This window comes from Agromyces sp. MMS24-JH15, assembly GCF_043518605.1.
Taxonomy (GTDB): domain Bacteria; phylum Actinomycetota; class Actinomycetes; order Actinomycetales; family Microbacteriaceae; genus Agromyces.
Map to the genome: position 1 here is coordinate 1,927,353 of NZ_CP171358.1, position 23,028 is coordinate 1,950,380.

Annotated in this window: 27 protein-coding genes; 14 read left to right on the forward strand and 13 right to left on the reverse strand. The window is 72.6% G+C overall.

The genetic code is table 11. The features are described from left to right. Window positions 1-90 precede the first annotated feature (90 nt). The 5 genes from ACDF64_RS08675 to ACDF64_RS08695 form a co-directional block, all read right to left on the reverse strand. Window positions 91-894, reverse strand: a complete 804-nt coding sequence (locus tag ACDF64_RS08675) for an ATP-binding cassette domain-containing protein (protein WP_394554892.1) — start codon at window positions 892-894, stop codon at window positions 91-93. A gap of 2 nt (window positions 895-896) precedes the next feature. Next, window positions 897-1,997: an ABC transporter permease gene (locus tag ACDF64_RS08680; protein ID WP_394554894.1), complete on the reverse strand. Its 1,101-nt coding sequence runs from the start codon at window positions 1,995-1,997 to the stop codon at window positions 897-899. Window positions 1,998-2,034: 37 nt separating this feature from the next. Further along, a complete protein-coding gene (locus ACDF64_RS08685) occupies window positions 2,035-3,039 on the reverse strand; it encodes a sugar ABC transporter substrate-binding protein (protein ID WP_394554896.1) in 1,005 nt (334 codons plus the stop codon). A 244-nt stretch (window positions 3,040-3,283) separates the two neighbouring features. Continuing rightward, the gene (locus ACDF64_RS08690; protein ID WP_394554898.1) at window positions 3,284-4,078 is read right to left on the reverse strand and encodes an IclR family transcriptional regulator; all 795 of its coding nucleotides are present in this window, start codon (window positions 4,076-4,078) and stop codon (window positions 3,284-3,286) included. Continuing rightward, complete coding sequence (locus ACDF64_RS08695; protein WP_394554900.1) at window positions 4,075-4,647, reverse strand: carboxymuconolactone decarboxylase family protein; 573 nt, start codon at window positions 4,645-4,647, stop codon at window positions 4,075-4,077. Before ACDF64_RS08695 ends, ACDF64_RS08690 begins: the two co-directional genes overlap by 4 nt. A 68-nt stretch (window positions 4,648-4,715) precedes the next feature. Between ACDF64_RS08695 and ACDF64_RS08700 the strand changes: the two genes are divergently transcribed. The 9 genes from ACDF64_RS08700 to ACDF64_RS08740 all read left to right on the forward strand — a co-directional run bounded on the left by ACDF64_RS08700 (window position 4,716) and on the right by ACDF64_RS08740 (window position 12,296). Next, window positions 4,716-5,531, forward strand: a complete 816-nt coding sequence (locus ACDF64_RS08700) for an SDR family NAD(P)-dependent oxidoreductase (protein ID WP_394554902.1) — start codon at window positions 4,716-4,718, stop codon at window positions 5,529-5,531. A 25-nt stretch (window positions 5,532-5,556) separates the two neighbouring features. Then, window positions 5,557-6,336, forward strand: coding sequence for an SDR family NAD(P)-dependent oxidoreductase (locus tag ACDF64_RS08705; RefSeq protein ID WP_394554904.1), 780 nt, complete (start codon window positions 5,557-5,559; stop codon window positions 6,334-6,336). 30 nt (window positions 6,337-6,366) lie between these two features. Then, entirely contained in the window at window positions 6,367-7,242 is an 876-nt protein-coding gene (locus tag ACDF64_RS08710) for a fumarylacetoacetate hydrolase family protein (RefSeq protein ID WP_394554906.1), read from the forward strand. Then, window positions 7,239-8,111: a fumarylacetoacetate hydrolase family protein gene (locus tag ACDF64_RS08715; protein ID WP_394554909.1), complete on the forward strand. Its 873-nt coding sequence runs from the start codon at window positions 7,239-7,241 to the stop codon at window positions 8,109-8,111. The genes ACDF64_RS08710 and ACDF64_RS08715 overlap by 4 nt, the downstream gene beginning before the upstream one ends. Before the next feature lie 62 nt (window positions 8,112-8,173). After that, window positions 8,174-8,719, forward strand: a complete 546-nt coding sequence (locus ACDF64_RS08720) for a quercetin 2,3-dioxygenase (protein ID WP_394554911.1) — start codon at window positions 8,174-8,176, stop codon at window positions 8,717-8,719. Window positions 8,720-8,747: 28 nt separating this feature from the next. Next, window positions 8,748-9,566, forward strand: coding sequence for an alpha/beta hydrolase fold domain-containing protein (locus ACDF64_RS08725; protein WP_394554913.1), 819 nt, complete (start codon window positions 8,748-8,750; stop codon window positions 9,564-9,566). Further along, window positions 9,563-10,483 (forward strand): alpha/beta hydrolase, encoded by a 921-nt coding sequence (locus tag ACDF64_RS08730; protein WP_394554915.1) that lies wholly within the window; start codon window positions 9,563-9,565, stop codon window positions 10,481-10,483. The genes ACDF64_RS08725 and ACDF64_RS08730 overlap by 4 nt, the downstream gene beginning before the upstream one ends. A 134-nt stretch (window positions 10,484-10,617) precedes the next feature. Further along, window positions 10,618-11,520, forward strand: coding sequence for a hypothetical protein (locus ACDF64_RS08735; RefSeq protein ID WP_394554917.1), 903 nt, complete (start codon window positions 10,618-10,620; stop codon window positions 11,518-11,520). Further along, window positions 11,517-12,296 carry a PspA/IM30 family protein gene (locus ACDF64_RS08740; protein WP_394554918.1) on the forward strand — a complete coding sequence of 260 codons (780 nt, stop codon included), beginning with the start codon at window positions 11,517-11,519 and terminating at the stop codon, window positions 12,294-12,296. Before ACDF64_RS08735 ends, ACDF64_RS08740 begins: the two co-directional genes overlap by 4 nt. Window positions 12,297-12,435: 139 nt before the next feature. On the opposite strand, the gene ACDF64_RS08745 is transcribed toward ACDF64_RS08740, so the two are convergent. Further along, the gene (locus tag ACDF64_RS08745; RefSeq protein WP_394554920.1) at window positions 12,436-13,905 is read right to left on the reverse strand and encodes an NAD(P)/FAD-dependent oxidoreductase; all 1,470 of its coding nucleotides are present in this window, start codon (window positions 13,903-13,905) and stop codon (window positions 12,436-12,438) included. 106 nt (window positions 13,906-14,011) lie between these two features. On the opposite strand from ACDF64_RS08745, the gene ACDF64_RS08750 reads away from it, so the two are divergent. Further along, window positions 14,012-14,575 carry a bifunctional nuclease family protein gene (locus tag ACDF64_RS08750; protein WP_394554921.1) on the forward strand — a complete coding sequence of 188 codons (564 nt, stop codon included), beginning with the start codon at window positions 14,012-14,014 and terminating at the stop codon, window positions 14,573-14,575. A gap of 63 nt (window positions 14,576-14,638) precedes the next feature. Next, window positions 14,639-15,454, forward strand: a complete 816-nt coding sequence (locus ACDF64_RS08755; RefSeq protein WP_394554923.1) for an alpha/beta fold hydrolase — start codon at window positions 14,639-14,641, stop codon at window positions 15,452-15,454. A gap of 88 nt (window positions 15,455-15,542) precedes the next feature. Here ACDF64_RS08755 and ACDF64_RS08760 read toward each other — a convergent pair whose 3' ends face one another. Next, a complete protein-coding gene (locus ACDF64_RS08760; RefSeq protein WP_394554925.1) occupies window positions 15,543-16,379 on the reverse strand; it encodes an alpha/beta fold hydrolase in 837 nt (278 codons plus the stop codon). Between the two features lie 129 nt (window positions 16,380-16,508). Here ACDF64_RS08760 and ACDF64_RS08765 point away from each other — a divergent pair, with 129 nt between their 5' ends. From ACDF64_RS08765 to ACDF64_RS08775, 3 genes are read left to right on the forward strand one after another with little or no spacing between them, the layout of a single operon-like run. Next, window positions 16,509-17,114, forward strand: a complete 606-nt coding sequence (locus ACDF64_RS08765; RefSeq protein WP_394554927.1) for a GNAT family N-acetyltransferase — start codon at window positions 16,509-16,511, stop codon at window positions 17,112-17,114. A 7-nt stretch (window positions 17,115-17,121) separates the two neighbouring features. After that, entirely contained in the window at window positions 17,122-17,430 is a 309-nt protein-coding gene (locus ACDF64_RS08770; RefSeq protein WP_394554930.1) for a metalloregulator ArsR/SmtB family transcription factor, read from the forward strand. After that, window positions 17,427-17,831, forward strand: a complete 405-nt coding sequence (locus tag ACDF64_RS08775; protein ID WP_394554932.1) for an SRPBCC domain-containing protein — start codon at window positions 17,427-17,429, stop codon at window positions 17,829-17,831. Before ACDF64_RS08770 ends, ACDF64_RS08775 begins: the two co-directional genes overlap by 4 nt. A gap of 66 nt (window positions 17,832-17,897) precedes the next feature. Here the strand turns inward: ACDF64_RS08775 and ACDF64_RS08780 are convergent, their stop codons facing one another. The 6 genes from ACDF64_RS08780 to ACDF64_RS08805 form a co-directional block, all read right to left on the reverse strand. Then, entirely contained in the window at window positions 17,898-18,470 is a 573-nt protein-coding gene (locus ACDF64_RS08780; RefSeq protein WP_394554934.1) for a GNAT family N-acetyltransferase, read from the reverse strand. A 48-nt stretch (window positions 18,471-18,518) separates the two neighbouring features. Then, window positions 18,519-18,809 (reverse strand): DUF4287 domain-containing protein, encoded by a 291-nt coding sequence (locus ACDF64_RS08785; protein ID WP_394554936.1) that lies wholly within the window; start codon window positions 18,807-18,809, stop codon window positions 18,519-18,521. A gap of 99 nt (window positions 18,810-18,908) precedes the next feature. Then, entirely contained in the window at window positions 18,909-19,928 is a 1,020-nt protein-coding gene (locus ACDF64_RS08790) for a hypothetical protein (protein ID WP_394554938.1), read from the reverse strand. Window positions 19,929-19,933: 5 nt separating this feature from the next. After that, on the reverse strand, window positions 19,934-21,283 hold the full coding sequence (locus ACDF64_RS08795) for an FAD-binding oxidoreductase (protein ID WP_394554940.1): 1,350 nt from the start codon (window positions 21,281-21,283) through the stop codon (window positions 19,934-19,936). A gap of 159 nt (window positions 21,284-21,442) precedes the next feature. After that, complete coding sequence (locus ACDF64_RS08800; RefSeq protein WP_394554941.1) at window positions 21,443-21,865, reverse strand: DUF6855 family protein; 423 nt, start codon at window positions 21,863-21,865, stop codon at window positions 21,443-21,445. 114 nt (window positions 21,866-21,979) lie between these two features. Beyond that, window positions 21,980-22,999: a LacI family DNA-binding transcriptional regulator gene (locus tag ACDF64_RS08805; protein ID WP_394554943.1), complete on the reverse strand. Its 1,020-nt coding sequence runs from the start codon at window positions 22,997-22,999 to the stop codon at window positions 21,980-21,982. Window positions 23,000-23,028 lie beyond the last annotated feature (29 nt).

Below are 23,028 nucleotides of genomic sequence, written 5' to 3' on the forward strand. Positions count from 1 at the left end.
CGCAGGGGCGCCGAGCGAGCGCGACCCGGAGCAGCGTCTCGGCGCTGCCCTCGGGTGGCGGCCCCGGCGCTCAGGCCGAGGATCCTCGGCTCACGCGACCGCCCGCACGAGGTGCGCCTGCGGGGGCTTGGCGCCCGTGATCCAGCCGACGACCGAGTCGTTGTCGGTCTGCTTCGTCGCGATGTCGGCGACCTTGCGGCCGCGGTTCAGGATCGCGATGCGGTCGGCGACCTCGAAGCAGAGCGGCAGGTTGTGCGTCACGACGACGACGGCGATGCCGCGCTCGGCCATGCGCCGGATGAGGTCGGCGACCTGCCGGGTCTGCGCGTAGCCGAGGGCGGCGGTCGGCTCGTCGAGCAGCAGCACGCCCTTCCCGCGCGCGGTGGCCCGCACCGCCGAGCGCGCGATCGCGACGACCTGGCGCTGGCCGCCCGAGAGCATCTCGACCGGGCGGTTGACGGGCGCCGTGGTTACCTTGAGCGCCTGCAGTTCCTTGGCCGCCTCGCGGCGCATCGCCTTCTTGTCGAGGAATCCGAGCCAGCCGAGCGGGCCGCGCAGCACCGGCTCGCGCCCGAGCGTGAGGTTCGTGGCGATGTCGGCGGCGTCGATGAGCGCGAGGTCCTGGTAGACCATCTCGACGCCGACGTCCGCGGCATCCTTCGGCAACCGGAACTCGACCTCCGTGCCGTCGACGCGGATCGTGCCGCTCGACGGGCGGTGCGCGCCCGACATGACCTTCAGGAGGGTCGACTTGCCCGCGCCGTTGTCGCCGAGCAGCGCGACGACCTCGCCGGGATGCACCTCGAAGTCGATGCCGTCGAGGGCGCGGACGAATCCGTAGTTGAGTTCGATGCCCGAGAGCTGGAGCCCGGGATGCCGCGTGGTCTCGTTCATTGTCAGGCCTCCACGGTGCGGATGTTGGTGGTGGATGCGCCGTCGAGCGTCGCCCGCGGCGGGGGCGCGAGGCGCGCGGCGACCGCGCGCGACATCACGAGCTCGAACCCGAGCGCGAGGATGAGCAGCACGCCGGTCGCGATGGTCGCCCAGTAGGGCGCGACGCCGCGGATGATGAGTGCGCTGGAGATGGTCGCGATGATGAGCGCGCCCACGAGGACGCGGGGCAGGCTCCCGCGACCGCCGCTCAGCGGCATGCCGGAGAGCGCGACCGCGGTGAGCGCGCTGAAGAGGAGGTCGACGCTGGGGTTCGGGCTCGCCTGCGTGGTCGTGGCCGTCACGAGCAGGCCGCCGATCGCGGCGCACACGCCCGAGAGCACGAACCCGAGGATGCGGTAGCGGTCGGCGTTCACGCCCGCCCGCCGCACCGCCTCGATGTTGCCGCCGACGCCGAGCATTCGGGCGCCGGCGCGCGTGCGGGTGAGGAACAGCCAGCCGAGGAGGTACACGACGGCGACGACGAAGATGGGGGCCGGGATCCCGAAGTAGGCGGTGCTGCCCATCCAGCTCAGCTGGGTGATGCCGGTGACCGGCACGCCGCCCGAGACGACCTGCGCGAGGCCGGTGAGCACGGTCAGGGTGCCGATGGTGACGACGAGCGGATTGAGGCCGCGCAGCACGAGCGCGCCGTTGCCCCACCCGACGGCGCCGCCGACGACGATGGCGATGAGGATCCCGAGCCATGCGGGAGCCCCGGCCCGCATCGCGACCGCGGCGACGACCGCGGCCATCGTGGCGGAGCCCGGGATCGACAGGTCGAGCGCGCCGCTCAGGATGCCGAACCCGACCGCCGCCGCGAACACGGCCGACAGCGCGGCCGCGTTCGCGACGAGCGCCGCGTTCTGCAGGGTGAAGAAGTACGGGGCGGCCCAGAAGGCGAAGATCGCGACCAGCACGAGCCACAGCACGATGATGCCGCGGTCGCGGAGGAACACGAGCCCGCGCACCCCCTTCGTCGGGTCGGACGCGGCGGGGGCGTCGTGCGCGATGGCCGCGGCGTCGTCGGCGGGTGCCTTCGTGGCGTCGGTCCGGTCGTTGCTCATGGCTGGTGCTTCCTCGTCCTGCTGGGCCGGGATCCGGCTACTTCTGGATGACCTTGATGGGCGTCGTGAGCTGTCCGCCGGGTGCCGTCGGGTCCTCGGCCATCGTGTGCAGCTGGGTCAGGTTCTGCATCAGGTCGGCTTCGAAGTCGAACGCGATGTCGGCGTAGACCTTGCCGTCCTCGACGGCCTGCACGGCCTCGTCGTTGCCGCCGGCGCCGATGATGCACAGGCTCGACGGGTCCTTGCCGGCCTGGGTGAACGCGTCCACGCCGCCGAGGGTCGACTCGTCGTCGGTGGCCGTGAGGGTGTTCGCGTCGGGCGAGCCCTGCAGCACGCTGAGCACGGTCTGCTGCGACCCGAGGCGGTCCTGCGCGTCCTGCTGGTTCACGACCTCGGAGTCGGGCGACTGGTCGGCGAGCACCGACAGGAACGTGTCGTTGATCTCGGCGGTGCTCTGGGCGCCCACCGGGCTCTGCAGGAAGATGACCTGGCCCTTGCCGTCGAGGCGCTCGTCGATGCACTGGGCCGTGAGCTCGCCGAGCTTCGTGCCGTAGTCGACGTTGTCGACGTTCGTGAACGTGATGCCCGGAGTGTCCTCGCTCATGCCGTAGTCGTCGGGCACACCCGCCGCGACGACGACGATGCCCTTGTCGAGCGCGGCCTGGATCGCGGGGGCGACCGCGTCGGCGGCGGCCGGGATGACCCAGAGCGCGTCGATCTGGTCGAGCTCGACCCATTGCTGGATCTGCTGGAGCTGCGTGGACGGGTCGCCCTTGGGGTCGGCGGTGGTGACGGTGTCGCCCATGCCCTCGGCGGCGGCGGTGAGCCCGGCCGCGAGTCCCTGGAACGCGGGGATCTGCATGTTGAACGGCGAGAACGCGATGCGCAGGGACGAGTCCCCGCTCGCGGAGGGCTCGGCCGCGGGATCCGTGGTGGTGCCGCTGCAGCCGGCCAGGAGGAGCGCGGCCGCCGCGGCCGTGGCTGCGGCGGTGAGGATCAGCGGTCGCCGGGAGCGGCGGTCACCGGAGGGAGACGTTCTCATGTGCGTGCACCTTTGCTTCGCGGATCGGCCGGATGCCGATGTTCTGCGAAAGGTCTACCACGGATTTGCAAGGAATGAAAGTCACTTTCAGGCAACGAAAGTGAAAGCGGCATCCGTTGCCCGGCTCGCGAGGTGCCGAGCCGGGCGGGCGGAGCGTGCGCCGTCGGCGCCCCGGATCAGGGAGCCGGTGCAGCTCGGTTCCGGCGCCGGTGCAGCCCGGGTCCGGGGGCCGGTGCAGCTCGCCTCAGGCGCTGCGCAGGCGCACCGAGATGTCGCGCGCGGTCTCCCGGAGGCGCTCGAGGAGCGGCCCCTCGAGCGAGGCGCGATCATGCCGGGATGCCGCGACCGCGATGTTGATCGCGGCGGCCGGTCGCTCGTCGCGCCCGAACACCGGCACCGACACCGAGCGCAGGCCCGCCGCGACCTCCTCGTCCTGGATCGCGTAGCCGAGGCGCCGGAACTCGGCGAGCTGGTCCTCGAGCTCGTCGATGCTGCGCACCGCGTGCGGGCCGGCGTCGCGGCCGAAGGACACGTCGGCGAGCCTCGCGCGGAGCTCGTCGGGCGCGAGGTACGCGAGGAGCATCTTGCCCATCGACGTGTACGGCGCGGGCAGGGTCGACCCCACCTGGATGTTCGCGGTCACGAGGTCGGAGTTCCGCAGGCGTGCGAGGTACAGCACCTGGGCCCCGAGCAGCACGCCGAGGTTCACGGTCTCGCCGGTCTCCTCGGCGAGGTGCCGGAGCGGCTGTTCGCTCAGTGCGGCGATGCTCGAGCCCCGGAGCGCGGCGGAGCCGAGGGTCAGCACGGCCACGCCGGGCTGGATCGCGCCGTCGGGGAGCCGCTCGAGGAACCCGCCCTCCTCGAGCGTCGCGACCACGCGGAACGCGGTCGGCATCGGGATGCCCGTGCGGTCGCAGATCTCGCGGAGTTTCAACGACGTCGTGGTCTCGTCGAAGAGCCGGAGCACGTCGAGCCCCTTCGCGAGGGCCTCGATGCGGTAGCGGTTCGGGGACTTGCCGTCCTCGGCAGCGGCTTTCATGGTGTGAAACCGTAGTCCTCGGCGCGGAAGACCCGCAACTGCATCGCGAGCGTCGAGTAGTACCCGACGAGTGTCGTGAGCTCGAACACGATCGCCGCGCCGAGGTCGCGCTCGGCGTGCGCCCAGGCGTCGTCGTCGAGGTCGCCTCCGAGCAGCGCGGCGGTGACCACGGCGACGGATGCCTCGCGCCCGGCGAAGCCGTCGGGGCCGCTGTTCCGCAGCGCGCGGAGCTCGTCGTCGGTGAATCCGATGCCGCGCGCGATCGCCTCATGGGACTCGCGCTCGAACGCGCTGTCGGCGTGCGCGGCCACGAGCAGGATCGCGATCTCGCGCTCGCGGTCGGAGAGCAGTCCGCGGTACCGGATCGCGGCGCCGAGTTCCTGCAGGGCCCCGCCGACCGCGGGCTGGAGCAGGAACGCGTTGAACGGCCCGCGCAGCGCGCCGTCGGCGTCGGTCAGTGCGAAGTGCTGCACGCCCTGGGCACGCGGGCCGCCGGCGACGGCGTCGTAGACCGCGCGCTGCGGCTCGTCGAGCCGCGAGGGCGGGAGGAGCGGGATACGGCGGGTCATGTCGGCCTCCTGGTTGACTTCGGCACGATCAGCGTATACGTTCATTCAGCGAAAGTAACTTTTACTGAATGAAGTGGGGCGGAATGTCCAACACGATCAACGTGGATCGGGAACCCGCGGTCGACACCGCGTGGCTCGGCCTGCGGGGCGCCCGCGTCCTCATCGCCGGCGCGGGCGGCATCGGCGGTGCCTGCGCCCTCGCCTACGCCGACGCCGGCGCCTCGGTGCTCGTCGTCGACCGCGACGGCGCCGCGCTCGCCGCGCTCGCGGCCGACCCACGTGCGACTGCCGCGGCCAGGTTCGAGACCCTCGAGGCCGACCTCACCCGGCACGGCAGCGGCGACGAGATCGTCGCCCACGCGCTCGAGTCGCTCGGCGGGCTGGACGTGCTCCTGCACGCGGTCGGCATCAACGACCGGCGGCCGATCCTCGACTTCACCGAGGACGAGTGGGAGCGCGTGCTCCGCATCAACCTGTTCACGGTCTTCGGCCTCGCGCAGGCCGCGGGGCGGCACATGGTGTCGCAGGGCTACGGGCGGATCCTCGCGCTCTCGAGCGTGTCCGGCCTTCTCGCGCACCACTCGCACGGGCCGTACGCGGCCTCCAAGGGCGGGATCAACCAGTTGCTCCGGGTCATGGCGCGAGAGTGGGCGCCGTCCGGGGTCACCGTGAACGCGCTGGCCCCCGGGTACATCGAGACGCCGCTCACGGCCGGGCACCTCGCCAAGCCCGGCAAGCGCGAGGAGCTCGAGGGGCTCGTCCCCGCGGGTCGCCTCGGCACCCCGGACGAACTGACCGGGCCCGCACTCTTCCTGTCGTCGCGGCACGCCGGCTTCATCACCGGACACGTGCTGTACATCGACGGCGGACGCACACTGGTCTAGGCAACACCCTGAGGAGAGGTCGAAGATGACGCAGATCTTCCCGCGGTTCGCGGGCAAGACGGTGCTGGTGACCGGCGCCGGCACCGGGTTCGGGGCGGAGATCGCCGCCCGCGCAGCCCAGGAGGGCGCGAAGGTCGCCATCCACTACCGCTCGTCCCGGGCGGGAGCCGAGCAGACGCTCGAGCGGGTCCGCGCGGCCGGCAGCGACGGCATCCTGGTGCAGGGCGACATCGCCAGCTGGGACGAGATCAAGCGCATGGCCGACGAGGTGTTCGCCGCGTTCGGCGTGCTCGACGTGCTCGTCAACAACGTCGGGGACGTCTCGAGCGAGCAGATGTCGTGGCGCGACCTCACCCAGGAGGCGCTCGACGCCGTGATCGACGTCGACGTCAAGGGCACGCTGCTCATGACCCACGAGTTCGGCGAGCGCATGCTCGCGCAGGGCCACGGCAGCATCGTCAACGTCGGCTCGACCGTCATCGTGCGGGGATCGCCCCGCGCCCCGCAGTACGCCGCGGCGAAGTACGCGATCCTCGGCGTCACGAAGTCCTACGCGCGCGTGCTCGCGCCGGCCGTGCGCGTGAACACGTTCGCGCCCGGCTTCATGGAGACCGAGCGGCTCCTGAACCGCGAGGACTGGAAGAGCGGTCGCCGCGAGGTGCTGCTCGAGCAGACGCCGATGGGGGTCATCCCGCCGCCCGAGTTCGTCGCGGGGACGTGCCTGTGGCTCGCGACCGAGGAAGCGGCCCACCTGACCGGCGGCTACCTGCTGGCCGACGGCGGATTCAACATGGTCGGCGCGTAGGCGCCGACAGGACGAGAAGGAACACACCACATGAAGCTCATCACCTTCGACGACGGCCGGGTCGGCCGCCTCGAGCTCGAGGAGGGGCTCGTCATCGAACTCGACGTGCCCTCCACGCGCGAGTACTTCGAGCGCGAGGGGAAGGTCGCCGAGACCGGCGAGCGCCTGGCGTACGCCGACGTGCGCCTTCGCGCCCCGATCGTCCCGAAGAAGTTCTTCCACACGGCCGGCAACTTCGCCGCGCACCACGAGGAGCTCGAGAAGGTCAACTGGTCGCACCCGGTGCACAAGGGCATCGTGTTCTTCCAGAACGTCGACGCGATCGTCGGCCCGGAGGACGAGATCGTCTACCCCGACCACCTGACGCGCGAGATGGACTACGAACTCGAGATGGTGGCCGTGATCGGCAAGCCGGGCAAGTTCTTCAGCCCCGAGGAGGCTGTCGAGCACATCGCCGGGTTCACGATCTTCAACGACATCTCTGCGCGGGACATCCAGCGCAAGGAGATGGAGTCGGGCGTGTTCTCGTTCAGCAAGGCGATCGACACGTTCTGCCCGATCGGCCCGTACATCGTGACGATCGACGAGGTCCCCGACTACCAGAACCTCGCGATGGAGCTGCGGGTGAACGGCGACGTGCGCCAGCACGGCAACACGAACGAGATGATCGTGTCCATCCCGCACCTCATCTCGTACCACTCGCCGCAGATCTTCAGCGCGGGCGACCTGATCTCGACCGGCACGATCCGCGGCGTCGCCGCGATCCAGGAGAACCCGTTCGACTACTACCTGCGGCCCGGCGACGTCGTCGAGGCCGAGATCCAGGGCCTCGGCGTCCTGCGCAACCGCGTGATCTCGTGGGAGGAGCGCTACGGCGAGCCGGCTCCGCAGCGGGTCGACTGGTGAGGATCGCGAACCTCCGCGGTCGCGCGGTCGTCGTGGTCGGCGCCGGGGACGGCGCCGGGGCCGGCACCGCCGATCGCGCGGTCGACGTCGCGGATGCCTCGGCCGGTCGCTTCGGCCCGGATCCCCAGTCGCTCGTCGGGGACTGGGACGCGTTCACCGCGTGGGCGGCCACGGCCGACCTCTCGGCCGGCGAGCCGTTCGAGGTCGCCGAGCTCGGCGCACCCGTGCCCCGGCCCCGACAGGTGTTCGCGATCGGCCTGAACTACGCCGAGCACGCCGCCGAGGCCGGCTACCCGCCGGACGCGACGCCCGTGACGTTCACGAAGTTCCCGAGCTGCATCGTCGGACCCGACACCGTCGTGCCGCTGCCCGAGGGTCACGTCGACTGGGAGGTCGAGCTCGTCGTCGTGATCGGCGCCGAGGCGCACCGGGTCCCGCGCGAGCGGGCCTGGGACCACGTCGCCGGCCTCACGATCGGCCAGGACCTCTCCGAGCGGATCACGCAGCTGCAGGGGTCTGCGCCCCAGTTCAGCCTCGGCAAGTCGTTCCCCGGGTTCGGTCCCACCGGCCCGTGGCTCGTCACGCCCGACGAGTTCGCCGACCGCGACGACCTCGCGATCACGGCCGACCTGTCGGGGGAGCGGATGCAGGGCTCCCGCACGTCGTTCATGCTGTACGACGTGCCGGAGCTCATCGCCCGCCTCTCCGCGGTCTGCCCGCTGCTGCCCGGCGACCTGATCTTCTCGGGCACCCCGTCCGGCATCGGCAACCGCCGGACGCCGCAGCGGTTCATCCGCCCGGACGACGTCCTCGTCAGCAGTATCGAGGGCATCGGCGCGCTCGAGACGCGGTTCGCCGCGGCATCCTGAACCGACCTGCACCACGCACCGCACCGCACCAACCCGACCCGCTCTACAAGGAGGTAGACCCCATGACCACGTTCCCCGCCGACGACCCCGACAAGGTCCAGTTCGCCGGCATCCTGCCGGCCGCGCCGAAGCCGTTCGTCCTCGCCGAGGGCCAGGGCGAGAAGTCCCTCGTGTTCGACCAGCTCTTCACGATCCTGCTGTCGGGCGACGAGACCGACGACCAGTACGGCGCCTGGACCATGAAGGCGCGCCAGGGCGACCGGATCCCCGCGCACACCCACCTGAAGACGCACGAGATCTTCTACGTCGTCGACGGCGAGATCTCGGTGTGGATGGACGACCAGGACGAGTACCACTCCAAGTCGACGCTCGTCACGGGCGACTTCGCGTACGTGCCGGCCGGGATCGTGCACGCGTTCCAGGTGCACAACAGCACGAAGGTGTTCGGTTGCGGCACCGCGGGGTTCGAGCGTTTCTTCCACGGCATCGGTCAGAAGACCGAGCTGGACGAGCCCGAGGGCGTCTTCGTGCCGCCGTTCGAGGTCATGCGCGCGGCCGGCGAGAAGTACGCGACCGTGTTCATGCCCGAGTTTCAGTTCAAGGACTGATCGGGCGACGAGGACGGAAGGGGCGCGGATGCAGCAGCATCGCGTGATCCGCGACCTCGGGTTCGCGGCCGACGCGGGCTTCCGCCCGCTCGAACTCGACCTGCACCTGCCCGAGGGGCCGCGCCCGCACCCGGTCGTCCTCGAACTGCACGGCGGTGGATGGCTCCGCGGCTCGCGCCGCGAGTTCACTCCGCTCGTGTCGGAGGCCGAGTCGTTCGGACGCATCGCTGACGCCGGATTCGCGGTGGTCGCCGCGAGCTACCGGCTGAGCGGCGAGGCGGTGTTCCCCGCCCAGGTCGACGACGTGCGCCGCGCCCTCGCGTGGATCTCGTCGGATGCCGCGGCCGCGCACGGGCTCGACCCCGACCGGGTCGTGCTCTGGGGCGGCTCGGCGGGCGGCACCCTGGCCGCGCTCGTCGGGCTCGAACCCGGGGCGCGCGTGCGCGGCGTCGTCGACTGGTACGGCCCGTCGGACCTGTTCGCGATGGAGGAGCACACCCGCTCGCTCGGCGTCGACGCGCCCGGCGCTTCGCGTGAGGACCGCTGGATCGGCGGCCCGGTCCCGGACCTGCCCGACGTCGCGCGCGCCGCGAGCCCGGTCTCGCACGTGCACCCCGCCGCACCCCCGTTCCACCTCGCGCACGGCGATGCCGACGACGCCGTGCCGCTCGCGCAGTCGCTCGCGCTCGCCGACGCGCTGCGCGCGGTCGGGGTCGAGGTCGAGCTCCTCGTCGAGCCCGGTGCCGGCCACTTCTGGCGCGGCGTCGCGCCCGAGCGCGTCGCCGCGCTCTTCGACGCGGCGATCCGCTTCGCAGCCCGCGTGACGGCGACGCAGCCCACCGCATGACCCACGAACAGGACTCCATGGAACCCATCGACGTCGCGCTCAGCGCGGCCGGCCACGACTTCACCGTGCGCGTGTACCGCGCCGAGGAATCGAACGGGACCACCCTCGTCTGGTTGCACGGCGGCGCCTTCATGTTCGGCGACCTCGAGATGCCCGAGGCCGATCGCACCGCACGCGACCTCGCCGCGCGGGGGACCACGGTCGTCTCGGTCGACTACACGCTCGCCTCACTCGACGCCGCGAAGCACCTGCCGCCGCCCGAGGCGTTGCCCGACTTCCCGCTCCCCGACGGGCTCGACCTCGAGGACCCGGGCGACCGCCCGCGCGCGGCCTACCCGGTGGCCTCGCAGCAGGCTGCGCACGCCGTCGCGTGGGCGGTGGAGCACGCAGCCGACTGGGGCGGCGCCCCCGAGCGCGTCGCGATCGGCGGCGCGAGCGCGGGCGGCAACCTCGCCGCGGGCGCGGCGCTGCGCCTGCGCGACGGCGACGGCGTCGACGCGTTCGCGCAGGTGCTCGTCTATCCCGTGCTGCACCGCGTGCTGCCCCCGATGGACGCGGACCTCGAGCGCATGATGGGCGAACTCCCCGGGTGGATGCGGTTCCCGCCGTCGGCGACGCGCGCGATCAACGCGAACTACCTCGGCGGCGAACCGGATGCGCAGCACAGCGCCGAGCCGTACGCGTTCCCGGCCGGACACGACCTGCGCGGTGCGCCGCGCGCCCTCGTCATCACCGCGGAGGCCGACGACCTCCGCCCGTCCGCGCAGGGCTACGTCGGCGAGCTCGCGCAGGCGTGCGTGGATGTCGCGTACGCCGTCGAACGCGGGTCGACGCACGGATTCCTCAACATGCCGGGGCATCCGGCGCAGCGCGACGCCATCGAGCGGATCGCGAGGTTCCTCGCCGCCGAGGCCTGACCTCGTCGCCTGCGCGTCGGCTGCGGATCCGGCAACTGGGACTCACGGTTCCGCCTGATCGGGCGTATGGTGTCCTGCATGTCGCGTTATATCGCGTCTTCGGATCAAGGCAGCGGAAACCGGGGGTGGTGCCCATGACCGGCATCGAGTTCGTGCTCGTCGTGCTCGGCGGGCTCGTGCTGATGTCGCTGGCGGTCGTCGTGACGGCCGTGCTCGTGGTCAGGGCGGTGTTCCGCCGCTTCCGCCGGAGCCGGGCCGTCGGCCCGCTCCGCATGCGGACGAACCTCAGCCACGGGCCGAAGCGGAGCGTGCTGCGACTGCGCACGCGGCTCGCCGACAGCCTGCGCAGCGGGCAGGCGGCCATCGAGCTGGGCGCGGGCGGCGCGCCCGACACCGTCGGAACGGGCGGCGGCCGATCGAGCGGATCGGGCCGTTCGGGTTCCGGGCGCCCGGGCGCCGGACACGCCGGCCGGCCGGCCGGTCCCCGACGCGAGCTCGCGAGGCTCTTCGCGCGCATCCAGGACGAGGCCCGCGTGCTCGACCTCCAGTTGCAGCTCCTGGAGAGCGAGTTCGACTCGGGCGTGCTCCAGTCGGAGCTCGGCTCGGCGCGGCGCCGCGTCGAACAGGTCGAGCACCTCGTCCGGCAGGTGCGCTCGGCCGTGGCATCGGGCCTGTCCGGCACCACCGACGACACGCTCGCCGATCTCGACGCCGAGGTCGAGCGCGAGGTGCAGTCGCTGCACGCCGGGATCCAGCAGCTCCAGGACCTGAACCGCCGCGACCACGCCGGCCGACCGCAGCCCGCGGCCGCCGCGGCGCCCGCCGCCGCTGCGACGCCCGCCGCCGCCCGGCCCGCCGCCCGCGACGCGCTGCGCGAGCCCGTGCGCGAGGCGATCCGCGACGCCGTCCGCGACACCGCGCACCGTTCGGCCAGGGGAGCCGACTGGGGCGCCCACTGGGGTGCGAACTGGGCGGCGAACTGGGGTCCCGGCCAACGACAGCCCTCCACAGCCCGAGACAAGGGGAACCGATCATGAGCAACGGCAACAGCGCGCGCGTGCGGACCATCTTCCGGTCCAAGACCTCGAAGGTGCTCGACAAGCTCGAGGATCCGCGCGACACCCTCGACGACAGCTACGACCAGCAGGTGAAGCTCCTCCAGCAGGTCCGCCAGGCCGTCGCCGAGGTCGCCACCGCCAAGAAGCGGATCGAGCTCCAGGGCCAGGAACTCGGCTCCCGCTACCAGCGGCTCGGCGCCCAGGCCTCGGAGGCGCTCGCGCAGGGGCGCGAGGATCTCGCCCGCCAGGCGCTCGAACGGCGCGCGATGCTCCAGGGGCAGGTCGTGCAGCTGCAGCAGCAGTACACGTCGCTCGATCAGCAGACCGCGCAGCTCCAGGAGCGCGAGCGACGGCTCACCGACCAGGTCGCCGCGTTCCGCATCGAGAAGGAGACCATCAAGGCGACCTACACGGCCTCCGAGGCGCAGGTGCGCGCCAATGAGGCGGTGTCGGGCATCAGCTCCACCATCGAGGACGTCGGGTCGAGCCTCGACCGCGCGCGCGACAAGGTCGCGCAGATGCAGGCGCGTGCGGCCGCGACGAACGAGCTCCTCGCGTCCGGCGCGCTCACCGACCTCACGGCCGCACCCGACGCCGACATCGAGCGCCAGCTCGCGTCGCTCTCGGCGCAGGCCGACATCGACCGCCAGCTCGCGGCGATGCGGAATGCGGGCGGCGCGAGCGGCACCGCGGGTCCGGCGGCGCCCAAGGCGATCGACGGCCCCGACGGCTGGCTCGACATCGGGCACGGCTGAGTTCGAGTGCGACGGATGCCCCAGGCCGGGGCCCCGGTCGTTGAGCGAGCGAAGCGAGTCGAAACGCCCTCGCGCCGTTTCGACTCGTCGCTCCGCTCCTCACTCAACGACCACCGCGTAATCCCGTGCGGGCATCCGCTCAGTCCTGGAACGGCTCCGCGTTCGACTCGGCCGGCGTCGCGATCGAGATGACCTCGTCGGCGCGGTCCGACTCGATGGCCTCTTCGACCGCCCGCTGCTGCTCGGGGGTGAGGCGCAGCCGCTGCGCCTTCGTCGGCCGGATCGCCGGCACGTCGCCGACGATCGGCACGGGCGTGCGGTACCACCGTGCGCCGTAGCGGGCGGCGAGCCCGACCATGGTCGTCAGCCGGTTGCGTGAGCCGAGCAGGCTCATGATGTGCACGAACAGCCACACCGCCCACGCCCGGAAGCGGGTCAGCGTGATGGTGCGGGCGAATCCGGGCACCTTCTGCAGGAACCGGATCGAGTGCAGGACCGGGAGGTTCGCGATGCCGGGCAGTTCGCCGACGGCCGAGCGGCGGCCGATGATCGCGAGCTGGCCCTTGTCGTAGTACTCGAAGCGCTGGGTCGGCTGGCCCGCGATGAGGCGGAGGATCTGCCGGCCGACGTGCGCGCCGCCCTGGATCGCGGGCTGCGCGAGCTGGGGCAGGTCCTGCGGCGCGATCGCGACGTCGCCGGCGGCGAACACGCCGGGCAGGCCCTCGACCTGCAGGTCCTCGCCGACGCGGATCCGGTCGTGCGCGTCGAGCGGGAGGCACCAGTAGCGCACCTCCTCGTGCGGTGCGACGCCCGTGGCCCAGATCGTCATGTCCGACGGCAGCGACGTGCCGTCCGAGAGCTCGACCGCGTCGGCCCGCACGGCGGCGACGCCCGCGCCGAACCGCAGTTCGACGCTGCGGCGGCGGAGCTCGGATTCCGCGTACCGGCGCAGCTTCGGCACGAAGGGCTTCAGCAGCTCGTCGCTGCGCTGCACGAGCGTGATGCAGAACGCGTCGCCCTCGAGCTCCGGGTAGGCGGGACGCAGGCCCTGGTCGCGGAGCTCCGCGAGCGCGCCCGCCATCTCGACGCCCGTGGGCCCGCCGCCGACGATGACGACCTCGAGGCCGCCCGTCCGGCCGCCCTGCTGGGTCGCCCGCTCGAGCCGGGTGAAGAGCGTGTCGCGGATCCGGATGGCCTGCGACCGCGAGTACACCGCGAACGCGTGGTCCTTCGCGCCGGGCGTGCCGAAGTAGGTGGTCGTCACGCCGTTCGCGAGGACGAGGTAGTCGTACGCGATCTCCTGGCCGTCGAGCAGGCGGATCCGCTTGGCATCCGGGTCGATCTCCATGAGGTGCTCGTGCACGATGTCGAGGTTCCGCTGCGAGACCCGGAGGCTGCGGAGGAAGTGAGTCACGTCGCCGGGGTTCAGGCCGCCCGTCGCCACCTGGTAGAGCAGGGGCTGGAACGTGTTGTACACGCGCCGGTCGATGAGCGTGACCCGCACGGGCGCATCGCGGAGGGCGCCGGCCGCGTTCACGCCGGCGAAGCCGCCGCCGACGATGACGACGTGCGGGAGGGGGGAATCCGACGGAGGAGGTGTTCCGGTCACCGGACAACGGTACCCAACCGCGCGGGGCGGCCGCGCCGGGGGCGTGGCCGACCGGCGCGCGACGTAGCATGGCAGTCCCACCTCCGATCGTCCGGCGGGAGGCGACATGGTGCAGGTCCGCGTGCTCGGCATCGCACTGGATGCCACGGGCAAGCACGTCGTCCTCCTGAAGCCGCTCGGCGAGGCGGAGGGCGAGGGCCGCGTCGTGCCGATCTGGATCGGCGGCCAGGAGGCGACGTCCACGCTCATCGCGCTGAGCGACGAACCCGCGCCGCGCCCGATGTCGCACGACCTCATGGCGACGATCCTCGGCACGGTCGGGGCGAGCGTGGCGCGCGTGGAGGTGACACGCATCGAGGACGGCACGTTCTACGCCGAGATCACGCTCGACACCGCGACGGGACGCACGATCCTCGACGCGCGCCCGTCGGACTCGATCGCGCTCGCCGTGCGCGTCGGGGCGCCGATCCACGTCGCCGACGAGGTCGTCGACGACGCGGGCGTGCCCGCCGCGATGGTCGAGCCGGCGGCCGAGGAATCCGCGGGCGAGTCGGGCGGATCCGAGGCGGGCGGTGCGGATGCCCCGGCGCCCGCCGGCACGGCCGAGGAGCAGGTCGACGAGTTCAAGCGGTTCCTCGACGACGTCGAACCCGAGGACTTCGAGGGCTGACGTCGGGCGGGGCATCCGCGCGGGGGAACCGTGCGGGGCATCCGCGCGGGGGAGAATACCGAGGTGACCCCGTCCCTGCCCTCGCTCATCGAGATGCCCGCACCGCAGGTCGTGATGTCGGCCGAGGGCCGGCGGCTCGCGACCTACTCATGGGGCGACGAGGATGCCCCGACCGTCCTCTGCGTGCACGGCTTCGCCTCGAGCTGCCGCGACAACTGGGTGAGCACCGGCTGGGTGCGCGACCTCACGCGCGCGGGCTTCCGCGTCATCGGGCTCGACCAGCGCGGGCACGGCGCGAGCGACACGCCGCACGAGGCATCCGCGTACGCCATGGACCGCTTCGTCGCCGACGTCGTCTCCGTGCTCGACGCCTACCTCCTCGACACCGTGCGCTACGTCGGGTACTCGCTCGGAGCGCGCGTCGGCTGGCAGGTCGCCGTGCAGGCGCCCGGGCGCATCGACCGCGCGGTGCTCGGCGGGATCCCCGACGGGCGCCCGCTCGCGCGACTCCGGGTCGACCAGGCGCGAGCGCTCGTCGAGCACGGCACGCCCGTCGAAGACCCGATCACCCAGGCGTACGTGACGCTCGCCGAGCGGGTCGCGGGCAACGACCTTCGGGCGCTCATCGCGCTCGCCGAGGGGATGCGGCTCGGCGACGCGGATCCGGATCCCGCGAACCCGCCGCGCGTGCCGGTGCTGTTCGCGACCGGGACCGAGGACGCGATCATCGAGCGCTCGCGCGCGCTCGCCGAGGCGACGCCCGGCGGCGAGTTCGTCGAGGTCCCGGACCGGCACCACTTCAACACCCCGGGCTCGCGCGTCTTCCGACAGGCCGGTGTGGAGTTCCTCCTCCGCTCGGTCCCCTCGGTGATCGAGTAGCGCCGACGCGCAGCGGTGACGCGTATCGAGATCCGGTTCGTGGTCTCGATACGCGCCGACTCCACCGGCGCTCGCCGACTCCGGCAGGTCAGCCGCGGAGGAATGCGAGGAGCGCCTCGTTGACCTCGTCGCCGTGGGTCCACAGCAGGCCGTGCGGGGCGCCCTCGATCTCGACGTAGGTCGCGTCCGGCAGGAGCTCGCGGAATCGGCGTGCGGTCACGTCGATCGGCAGGATCCGGTCGGCGGTGCCGTGCAGGATGAGCGCCGGGACATCCAGCTTGGGGATGTCGGCGCGGAAGTCGGTCGGCCAGGTCAGCGGCGCCGCGGCGATCGCGACGTTGCCGGCGTGGTTCGCGACCGCGACGCTCGCGTCGACCGCCTCCTGCGAGATGCGCGAGCCGAGGAACTCGTCGAGATCGTAGAAGTCGCGGAAGAACCCGGTGAGGAACGCGTACCGGTCGGCTCGCACGCTCGCCGCGATCCCCTCGAAGAACTCGATCGGTCCGGCGCCGCCCGGGTTGTCGTCGGTCTTCAGCAGGTACGGCTCGAGCGAGCCGAGGAACGCGACCTTCGCGACCCGCGCGCTCCCGTAGGTCGCGACGTACCGCGCGACCTCGCCGGTGCCCATCGAGAAGCCCACGAGCACCGCGTCGTGGAGGTCGAGCGCCTCCATCAGCGCGTGGAGGTCGGCCGCGAACGTGTCGTAGTCGAAGCCGGACGAGGCCTTGCTCGAGGCGCCGAACCCGCGCCGGTCGTAGCTGATCACGCGGTACCCGGCGTCGATGAGCGCCGCCTGCTGCTTGCCCCAGGACTCGCCGTTCAGCGGGAACCCGTGGATCAGCACGACCGGCTGCCCCGCGCCCTGGTCGTCGTAGTGGATCGAGAGCTCGGCCGAGTTCTCGCTGCCGACGGTGATGCGTGCCATCCGTTGTCCTTCCCCGAGGCGCTGTCGCCGCTGTCACGCTAGCCCGCGCTCGCGGACGGTGGAAGGGGGTTGCGGGTGAACTCGGGGCGACCGCGCGGTCGCAGGCCCGCGCGGGGTTAGGCTGCGGGCATGCTCCCGGACGTGCTGCCGGACGCCGCCATCGACCTGGGCGGCGGGGTCGTCCTCGCGCTCCGCGACAGCGGGACGGTCGACGAGATGCTGCGCCTCACCGAACGCAACCTCGACCGGCTCCGCGAGTGGGAGGGGTGGGCGCACGGCGACCAGACCCGGGCCGGCATGGTCGAGTACACCGAGTGGAACCTCGCGGCGTGGCGCGGGGGAACGGTGGCGCCCATGGTGATCCGCGTCGGCGGCGTGCCGGTCGGCTCGATCTCGCTGCGGCTCGAGGAGGATCGCCGGGTCGCGGAGATCGGCTGGTGGATCGACGGCGAGTGGGAGGGACGCGGCCTGGTCACGCGTGCCGCCGAGGCCCTCGTCGAGCTCGCGCGCCGGAGCGACCGGATCGACGTGGTGCAGGCGCGCATCGGCCTCGGGAACGTGCGCAGCCGTCGCGTCGCGGAGCGGCTCGGGATGTCCGTCGAGCGCACGCTCCCCGGGGCGCTGCAGGTCGGCGCCGTCCGGCACGACGCGGCCCTGTACGTGCTCGACGTGGCGACCGCGCACCAGGGGGATTCGTCGGAGGAATTCGACATGTCGGATATTTCCGACGTATAGTCCTGGCATGCCCGATGTCTTCACGGCCCTCGCGAACCCCACGCGGCGGAGCATCCTCACCGAACTCCGGCACCGGCCGCAGTCGGTGAACGAGCTCGCCGCGCACTTCGCGATCGGCCGGCCGTCGGTGTCCGAGCACCTCCAGGTGCTCGCCGCCGTCGGGCTCGTGCGCGACGAGCGCGCGGGACAGCAGCGCATCTACCACCTCGAGGCGGGGCCGCTGGCGGATGCCGCGGACTGGCTCGAGCCGTTCGAACAGTACTGGAAGGGCCGACTGCGCGACCTGCGCGCGGTCCTCGACGAGGAGCACCGATGACCACCACCGACGCCGCGATCGAGCTCGACGAGTTCCTGGCCCACCCGGTCGACGCCGTCTGGCGCGCGATCACGACCCCCGAGACCGTCGCGAAGTGGTGGTCGGCCGGCGACCTCCGGCCCGTCGTGGGTCACGAGTTCACCATGGAAATGGGGCCGTGGGGCACCCAGCGCTGCCGCGTCCTCGAGATCGAGGAGGGCCGGATGATCCGGTACTCGTTCGCCGAGGGCGTGCTCGACTCGACGCTGACGTTCCGGCTCGAGCCCGAGGGCACCGGCACGCGACTGTTCTTCACGCACGCGGGTCTCGACCTCGACAGCCCGCTCGGCCGGCAGGCGTACGAGGGGATGGGCCGGGGCTGGCCGGGCGTGCTCGCCCGCATCCCGGCCGCGATCGGCTGACGCGGCGCGGTCGGCTGACGGGCGCCCGGGGCACGGTCGGCCGACCCGCCGCCGCCGGCCCGCGGCTCACCGCAGGTCGAGTCGCATGAGCACGCGGGGGAACCCGTTCAACACGCTGGTCGTCTCGGCGGCGACCTCGAACCCGGCCCGCTCGAACAGCGCGCGCGTACCGACGTACGCCATCGTCAGGTCGACCTTCCGTCCCCGGTTGTCGACCGGGTACCCCTCGACGGCGGGCGCCCCGTTCGCGCGCGCGAACTCGACCGCGCCGGTGAGCAGGTGGTGCGAGAGGCCCGTCCCGCGGTGCCCCGGCCGGACCCGGATGCACCAGACGCTCCACACGTCGAGGTCGTCGACGTGCGGGATCCGCCGGTTGCGCGCGAAGCTCGTCTCGGCGCGCGGATGTACCGCCGCCCACCCGACGACCTCGTCGCCGTCGTAGGCGAGCACGCCGGGCGGCGGATCCTCGCGCATGAGCTGTGCGACCCGGTCGCCACGGTCCGTGCCGCGCAGCGCCTGGTTCTCGACCGAGCCGATGCGGTAGCTGAGGCACCAGCACACGTTCGCGTCGGGTCGCTTGGGCCCGACCATCGTCGCCACGTCCGCGAACGACGTCGCGGGTCGCACCTCGATCCCCACCCGGTCAGCCTGGCACGCCCGGCCGACATGGCGGACGTACGCGTCGGCTCATTTATTCGGGTTCGTCGTCGCTCCGTCGAGCCAGAGCGTGTCGGACGGGTCGCTGTGCGCGGTGCCCGAGTCGACGTGCTTCGCGGCGATCTGCGGACCCTTCGTGATGACGTGCACGAGCGCCATCGCGTGGCCGCGGCCCAGGCCGTAGTCGGCCGCGAGCCACTCGACGATGGGCGTGGCCTTGGTGGTCTCGTCGAAGCCGCGTTCGTGCGCGAGTTCGATGAACTGACGCGGCGTGAGGCCGGTCTTCTGCTCGATGTTGTCGAGATATGCCTGGAACGACATGCGGCTCCTTCAATCGGTTAGGTCGGGCGGTGGGTTGGTCGGACGGTTCGATCGGTCTTCGTCGTCAGGATGGGGCGCCGCCGCGCCGGCGCCGCTCGATCAGGCCGCCGCGGCGTCGAGCACCGGCGCGGCCCAGCGCAGCACGCGCAGCGCGCGGAGCGTGTTCCACGGGCTCGGCTCGCCGGGCGGCGCGTCGATCTCGTAGCGCTCGGTGCCGGCCCAGCGCCGGCCCGCCGGCCACCGGCCGTCGTCGCCGCGCTGCGCGAGGAGCACGTCGAGCGCGGGCGCGATCCGCGGGTCCGGTGCGCGGCCGGCCGACCGGAACCCGTCGAGCGCGCGCAGCACGTCGTAGAACCAGTAGGTCGGCATGCCGAAGTTCAGGTACCGCTCCTTCACGACCTCGCCCGTGGAGAGCCGGCGGTAGAGGTTGCGTTCGAGCAGCACCTCCTCGCCGCTGCGTCGGGCGGCGTCGAGCGCGGGGTCCGCGTCGCCGGTCGCCGCCTGGTAGCCCCAGATCCCTTCGAGCACGCACAGCGTGGAGTCGAACGAGGACCGGTCGGAATCGGGTTCGCAGTTCCAGCCGCCGTCGCCGCGGACCTGCCCGACGAGGCGCGGCACGAGGTCGGCCGCGCCCGCGTCGAGCATGCCGAAGTACGACGCCTGCGCGAGCACGCCGCCGTTCGCGCATTCCTCGATCTCGCCCGAGAAGAACGGCCGACCGCCCTCCTCCTCGGTCCAGGCGACGCCGTCGCGCACGCGCTCGACCGCGCGTCGCACCGCGGGATCCGCCGGATCGATGCCGAGTCGCCAGAGCGTCTGCATGGTCCACATGACCGTGTTGCGCTCCCGATGCGGCCCGTACACGAGACCGCCCCAGTACCCGTCGTCGGCCTGGGCGTCGAGGAGCCGACGCCCCCAGCCCTCGACCGCGACGCGCGCGCGTTCGGCGGCGACCTCGTCGGGCGGCGCGTCGAGCAGGTCTCGCTTGGCCTGCCACGCGACCCCCGGATCGGCCGAGAGCAGCCAGTCGACGACCGCGGCGTCGAGGATGGTGACGCCCGGGTCGCCGACGTTCGGGTCGGTGAATTCCGGGTCGGTCGCGTTCGTGTTGGCAGCCATGTCGCTCATGCTCCGATCGGACGGTTGGCGCGGATCACGCCGTCGGGATCGACGCGCCGCTTCACGGCGGCGAGTCGCTCGACGACCTCGCGCGGGTACGCGTCGGCGAGCGTGGTCCCGCGGCCGAGGAACGTGGGCACGACCCGGTCGCCGGGATGCCTCGCCGCGAGTTCCCGGAGCGGCCGGAGCGCCGCCGGGGCGTCGATGCTCGGGTCGAGGAGCACGACGCCCGAGTTCAGGAACCCGCCGGCGTGCACCGCGCCGACCGCGGCGAGGTCGGCCCCGAGCTCGTCGGCGATGGCACCGCCGAGCGCCCGGACGCTGACCCGCATGAGACCGTGGTCGGCGCCCGCGAGGAACGCGTCGACGAGTTCCGCGGCGAACGCGTCGTCGAGCGCGTCGATCGCAGCGCCGAAGTCGGCGTTCGGCATCGGAGCGGTCGGTTCCGCGGCGACCGCCGCGAGGGACCCGATCGTGAAGGCGGTCAGCGTGTCCGCGACGGGAGCGGCCACCGCGGTCAGCCGGTCGGCGTACGAACGCCCGGTCGCCTCGTCGCCGACGTGGACGAGTGCGACCGTCGCGACCGTCCGGCCGCGCAGGGGCGGCGGCACGAGCGGCAGGTCGGGGAAGCGCGCGAGCCCGAGGTCGAGCCCGAGTTCGGGCACGTCGCGCGCGAGCGCGAATCCGGCGCGGAGCACCTCGACCCCCGACTCGATCGGGAACGCGAGGCTGCCGCCGAACAGCGCATCGGCGGGGAACAGCGCGACCTCGATCGCCGTGACGACGCCGAACAGGCCGCCGCCGCCGCGCAGCGCCCAGATCAGGTCGGGGTCGGACGCGTCGTCGATCCGCCGGGCCTCGCCCGAGGCATCCACCAGGTCGACCGCGATCACCGAACGCGCGGTGAGGCCGAATCGCCGACTGAACATGGACTGCCCGCCGTTGAGCGCGAGCGCGACGGCGTTGACCTCGGGGTTCGATCCCGCGAGCGCGATGCGGCCGGTCCCGTCGAGCCGGGCGAGCGCGCGGCCCCAGTTCACGCCGGCCCCGACGCGCAGCACGGATGCCTCGACGTCGACGGTGATCTCGTCGAACCGGCTCGGCCTGACCAGCACGACGCCCTCGAGGTCGGCGTCGGCGCCGTGCCCGTTGGGCTGGGTGCTGACGCCGAGGCCCGCCGCGCGCGCGGCCCGCACGATCGCCTGCACGTCGGCGACGTCTGCCGGGGTCGCGACCGCCGCGGGGCGTTGGTCGACCGCGAGGTTCCACGCGGCGCGGGCCGCGTCGTACTCGGGCTCGCCGGGCAGCACGAGGGTGCCGGTGAGCTGGCTGCGGAGGTCTTCGAGGTGGCCCATGTCGTCCCTTCCGTCGGGAGCCGGCGCACGACGGGCGCACGGATGGCCCCGCGCTGCGCGACGTACGGAGGGCACGCTATCGCGGGGCGCCGACATCCGCACGGGTCGTCCACGGGGCATCCGTCGCGCCGTCGGATCGAAGCCCGATGCGCCCCGGAGTCAGATCGCCCGGACCGAGTTGTTCCGCTTCTCGTGCGTGAGTTCGGCGAGCCCGAGGTGCTCGAGGAGCGGCGGCAGGTACATCCCGAACCGGCCCCGGTAGCCCTTGCGCAGCCCGTACCAGCCGCCGACCGGGTTGCCGGGGTCGCGCCCCCAGGCCTCGACCGACCCGGGCGGGGCCGGCTTCTGCTCGTCGGCCGCGCCGAGCGGCACCCAGTCGCCCTGTGCGACGAGCCACGCGTGCAGGTCGTCGACCGCCGAGGCGTGGTAGCGCAGCGTGGTCGTCCCGACCTGGCAGACGAGGGAGGGCGGATCCATCGCGTCGTCCCGGTACATCGTGTAGGCGCTCGAGCCGGGCGCCGTGGTCAGCTGCCAGGGGTCGTCGCTCGTTCCGGTGCCGCTGCTCGTTCCGCTGCCGCTCATGGGATGCTCCGTTCCCGTCCGGGGTGCCGATGATGCTACTCCGGCGCCGACCCGGCCGTGCGGGTGCCGGCGAGGTCGCGTGCGGTGGACGGAGGGCGGTGCCGGCGCGCGGCCTCAGCGGGGGGCGGGCCCGCTCGACCGCCGGGCCACGACGTGGGGCTGGGCGATGGGGTCGAAGGTGCGGGGCGCGCCCTCGATGGTCGCGATGAGCTCGAGCACGGATGCCTGGCCCTGGGCCTCGAACTCGAGGTGGAGCGTCGTGAGCGGCGGGTCGAAGTACGCGGCGTCGCCGATGTCGTCGATGCCGACGACGCTCACGTCCTCGGGGATCCGGACGCCGCGCTCCTTGAGCGCGAGCATGACGCCGAGGGCCGTCTGGTCGTTCGCCGCGACGTAGGCGGTCGCGTGGGGCAGGGTCGGGAGCGACATGATCGCCTGGTAGCCCGACCGCGACGACCAGTCGCCCGGCAGCACTCCGACGGAGGTCAGTCCGAGCTCGTCGACCGCGCGCTCGTACATCTGGGTGCGCCAGCGCGCCGCCGGCCACTCGACCGGGCCCGCGATGTGCACGAACCGGCGGTGGCCCAGGGCTGCGAGGTGGTCGACGAGTTCGTGCAGGTGCGTCGCGGCGGGGTCGTGACGACCGCCGTCGGAGTCGCTCGAGACGGCGATGAGCGCGGGTACGCGGAACCGCGTCTCCTCGAAGGCGCGGGTCATCGCGTCGGTCGAGGAGAGCGCGAGCACACCGGCGAGGTCGTGCTGGGTGAGGAGTTCGAGGGACTCCTCGATCGATCGCGCGTCGTCCACGTCGAGCGCGACGAGGTCGAGCACGTATCCGGCTTCGCGGGCGGCGGCGCCGGCGCCCGCCGCGATGCGGCTCGGACCGACGTGCGAGACCTCGTGGGTGAGCGCGCCGATGCGGTGCGATCGGCCCGACTTCAGGCTGCGCGCCGTGAGGTTGGGTCGGTAGCCGAGTTCGTCGAGCGCGCGCTCGACCTTCTCGCGGGTCTCGGGACGGATGCCCTCGAATCCCTTGAGGAACCGGCTGACGGTCTGGTGCGAGACGCCGGCCGCCTGCGCGACGTCGTAGATCGTCGCAGGCCTGCGTGTCACGGCGGACTCGCTCGACTCCATGTGCGGCTCCTTTCCGGCGATGGCCGCGC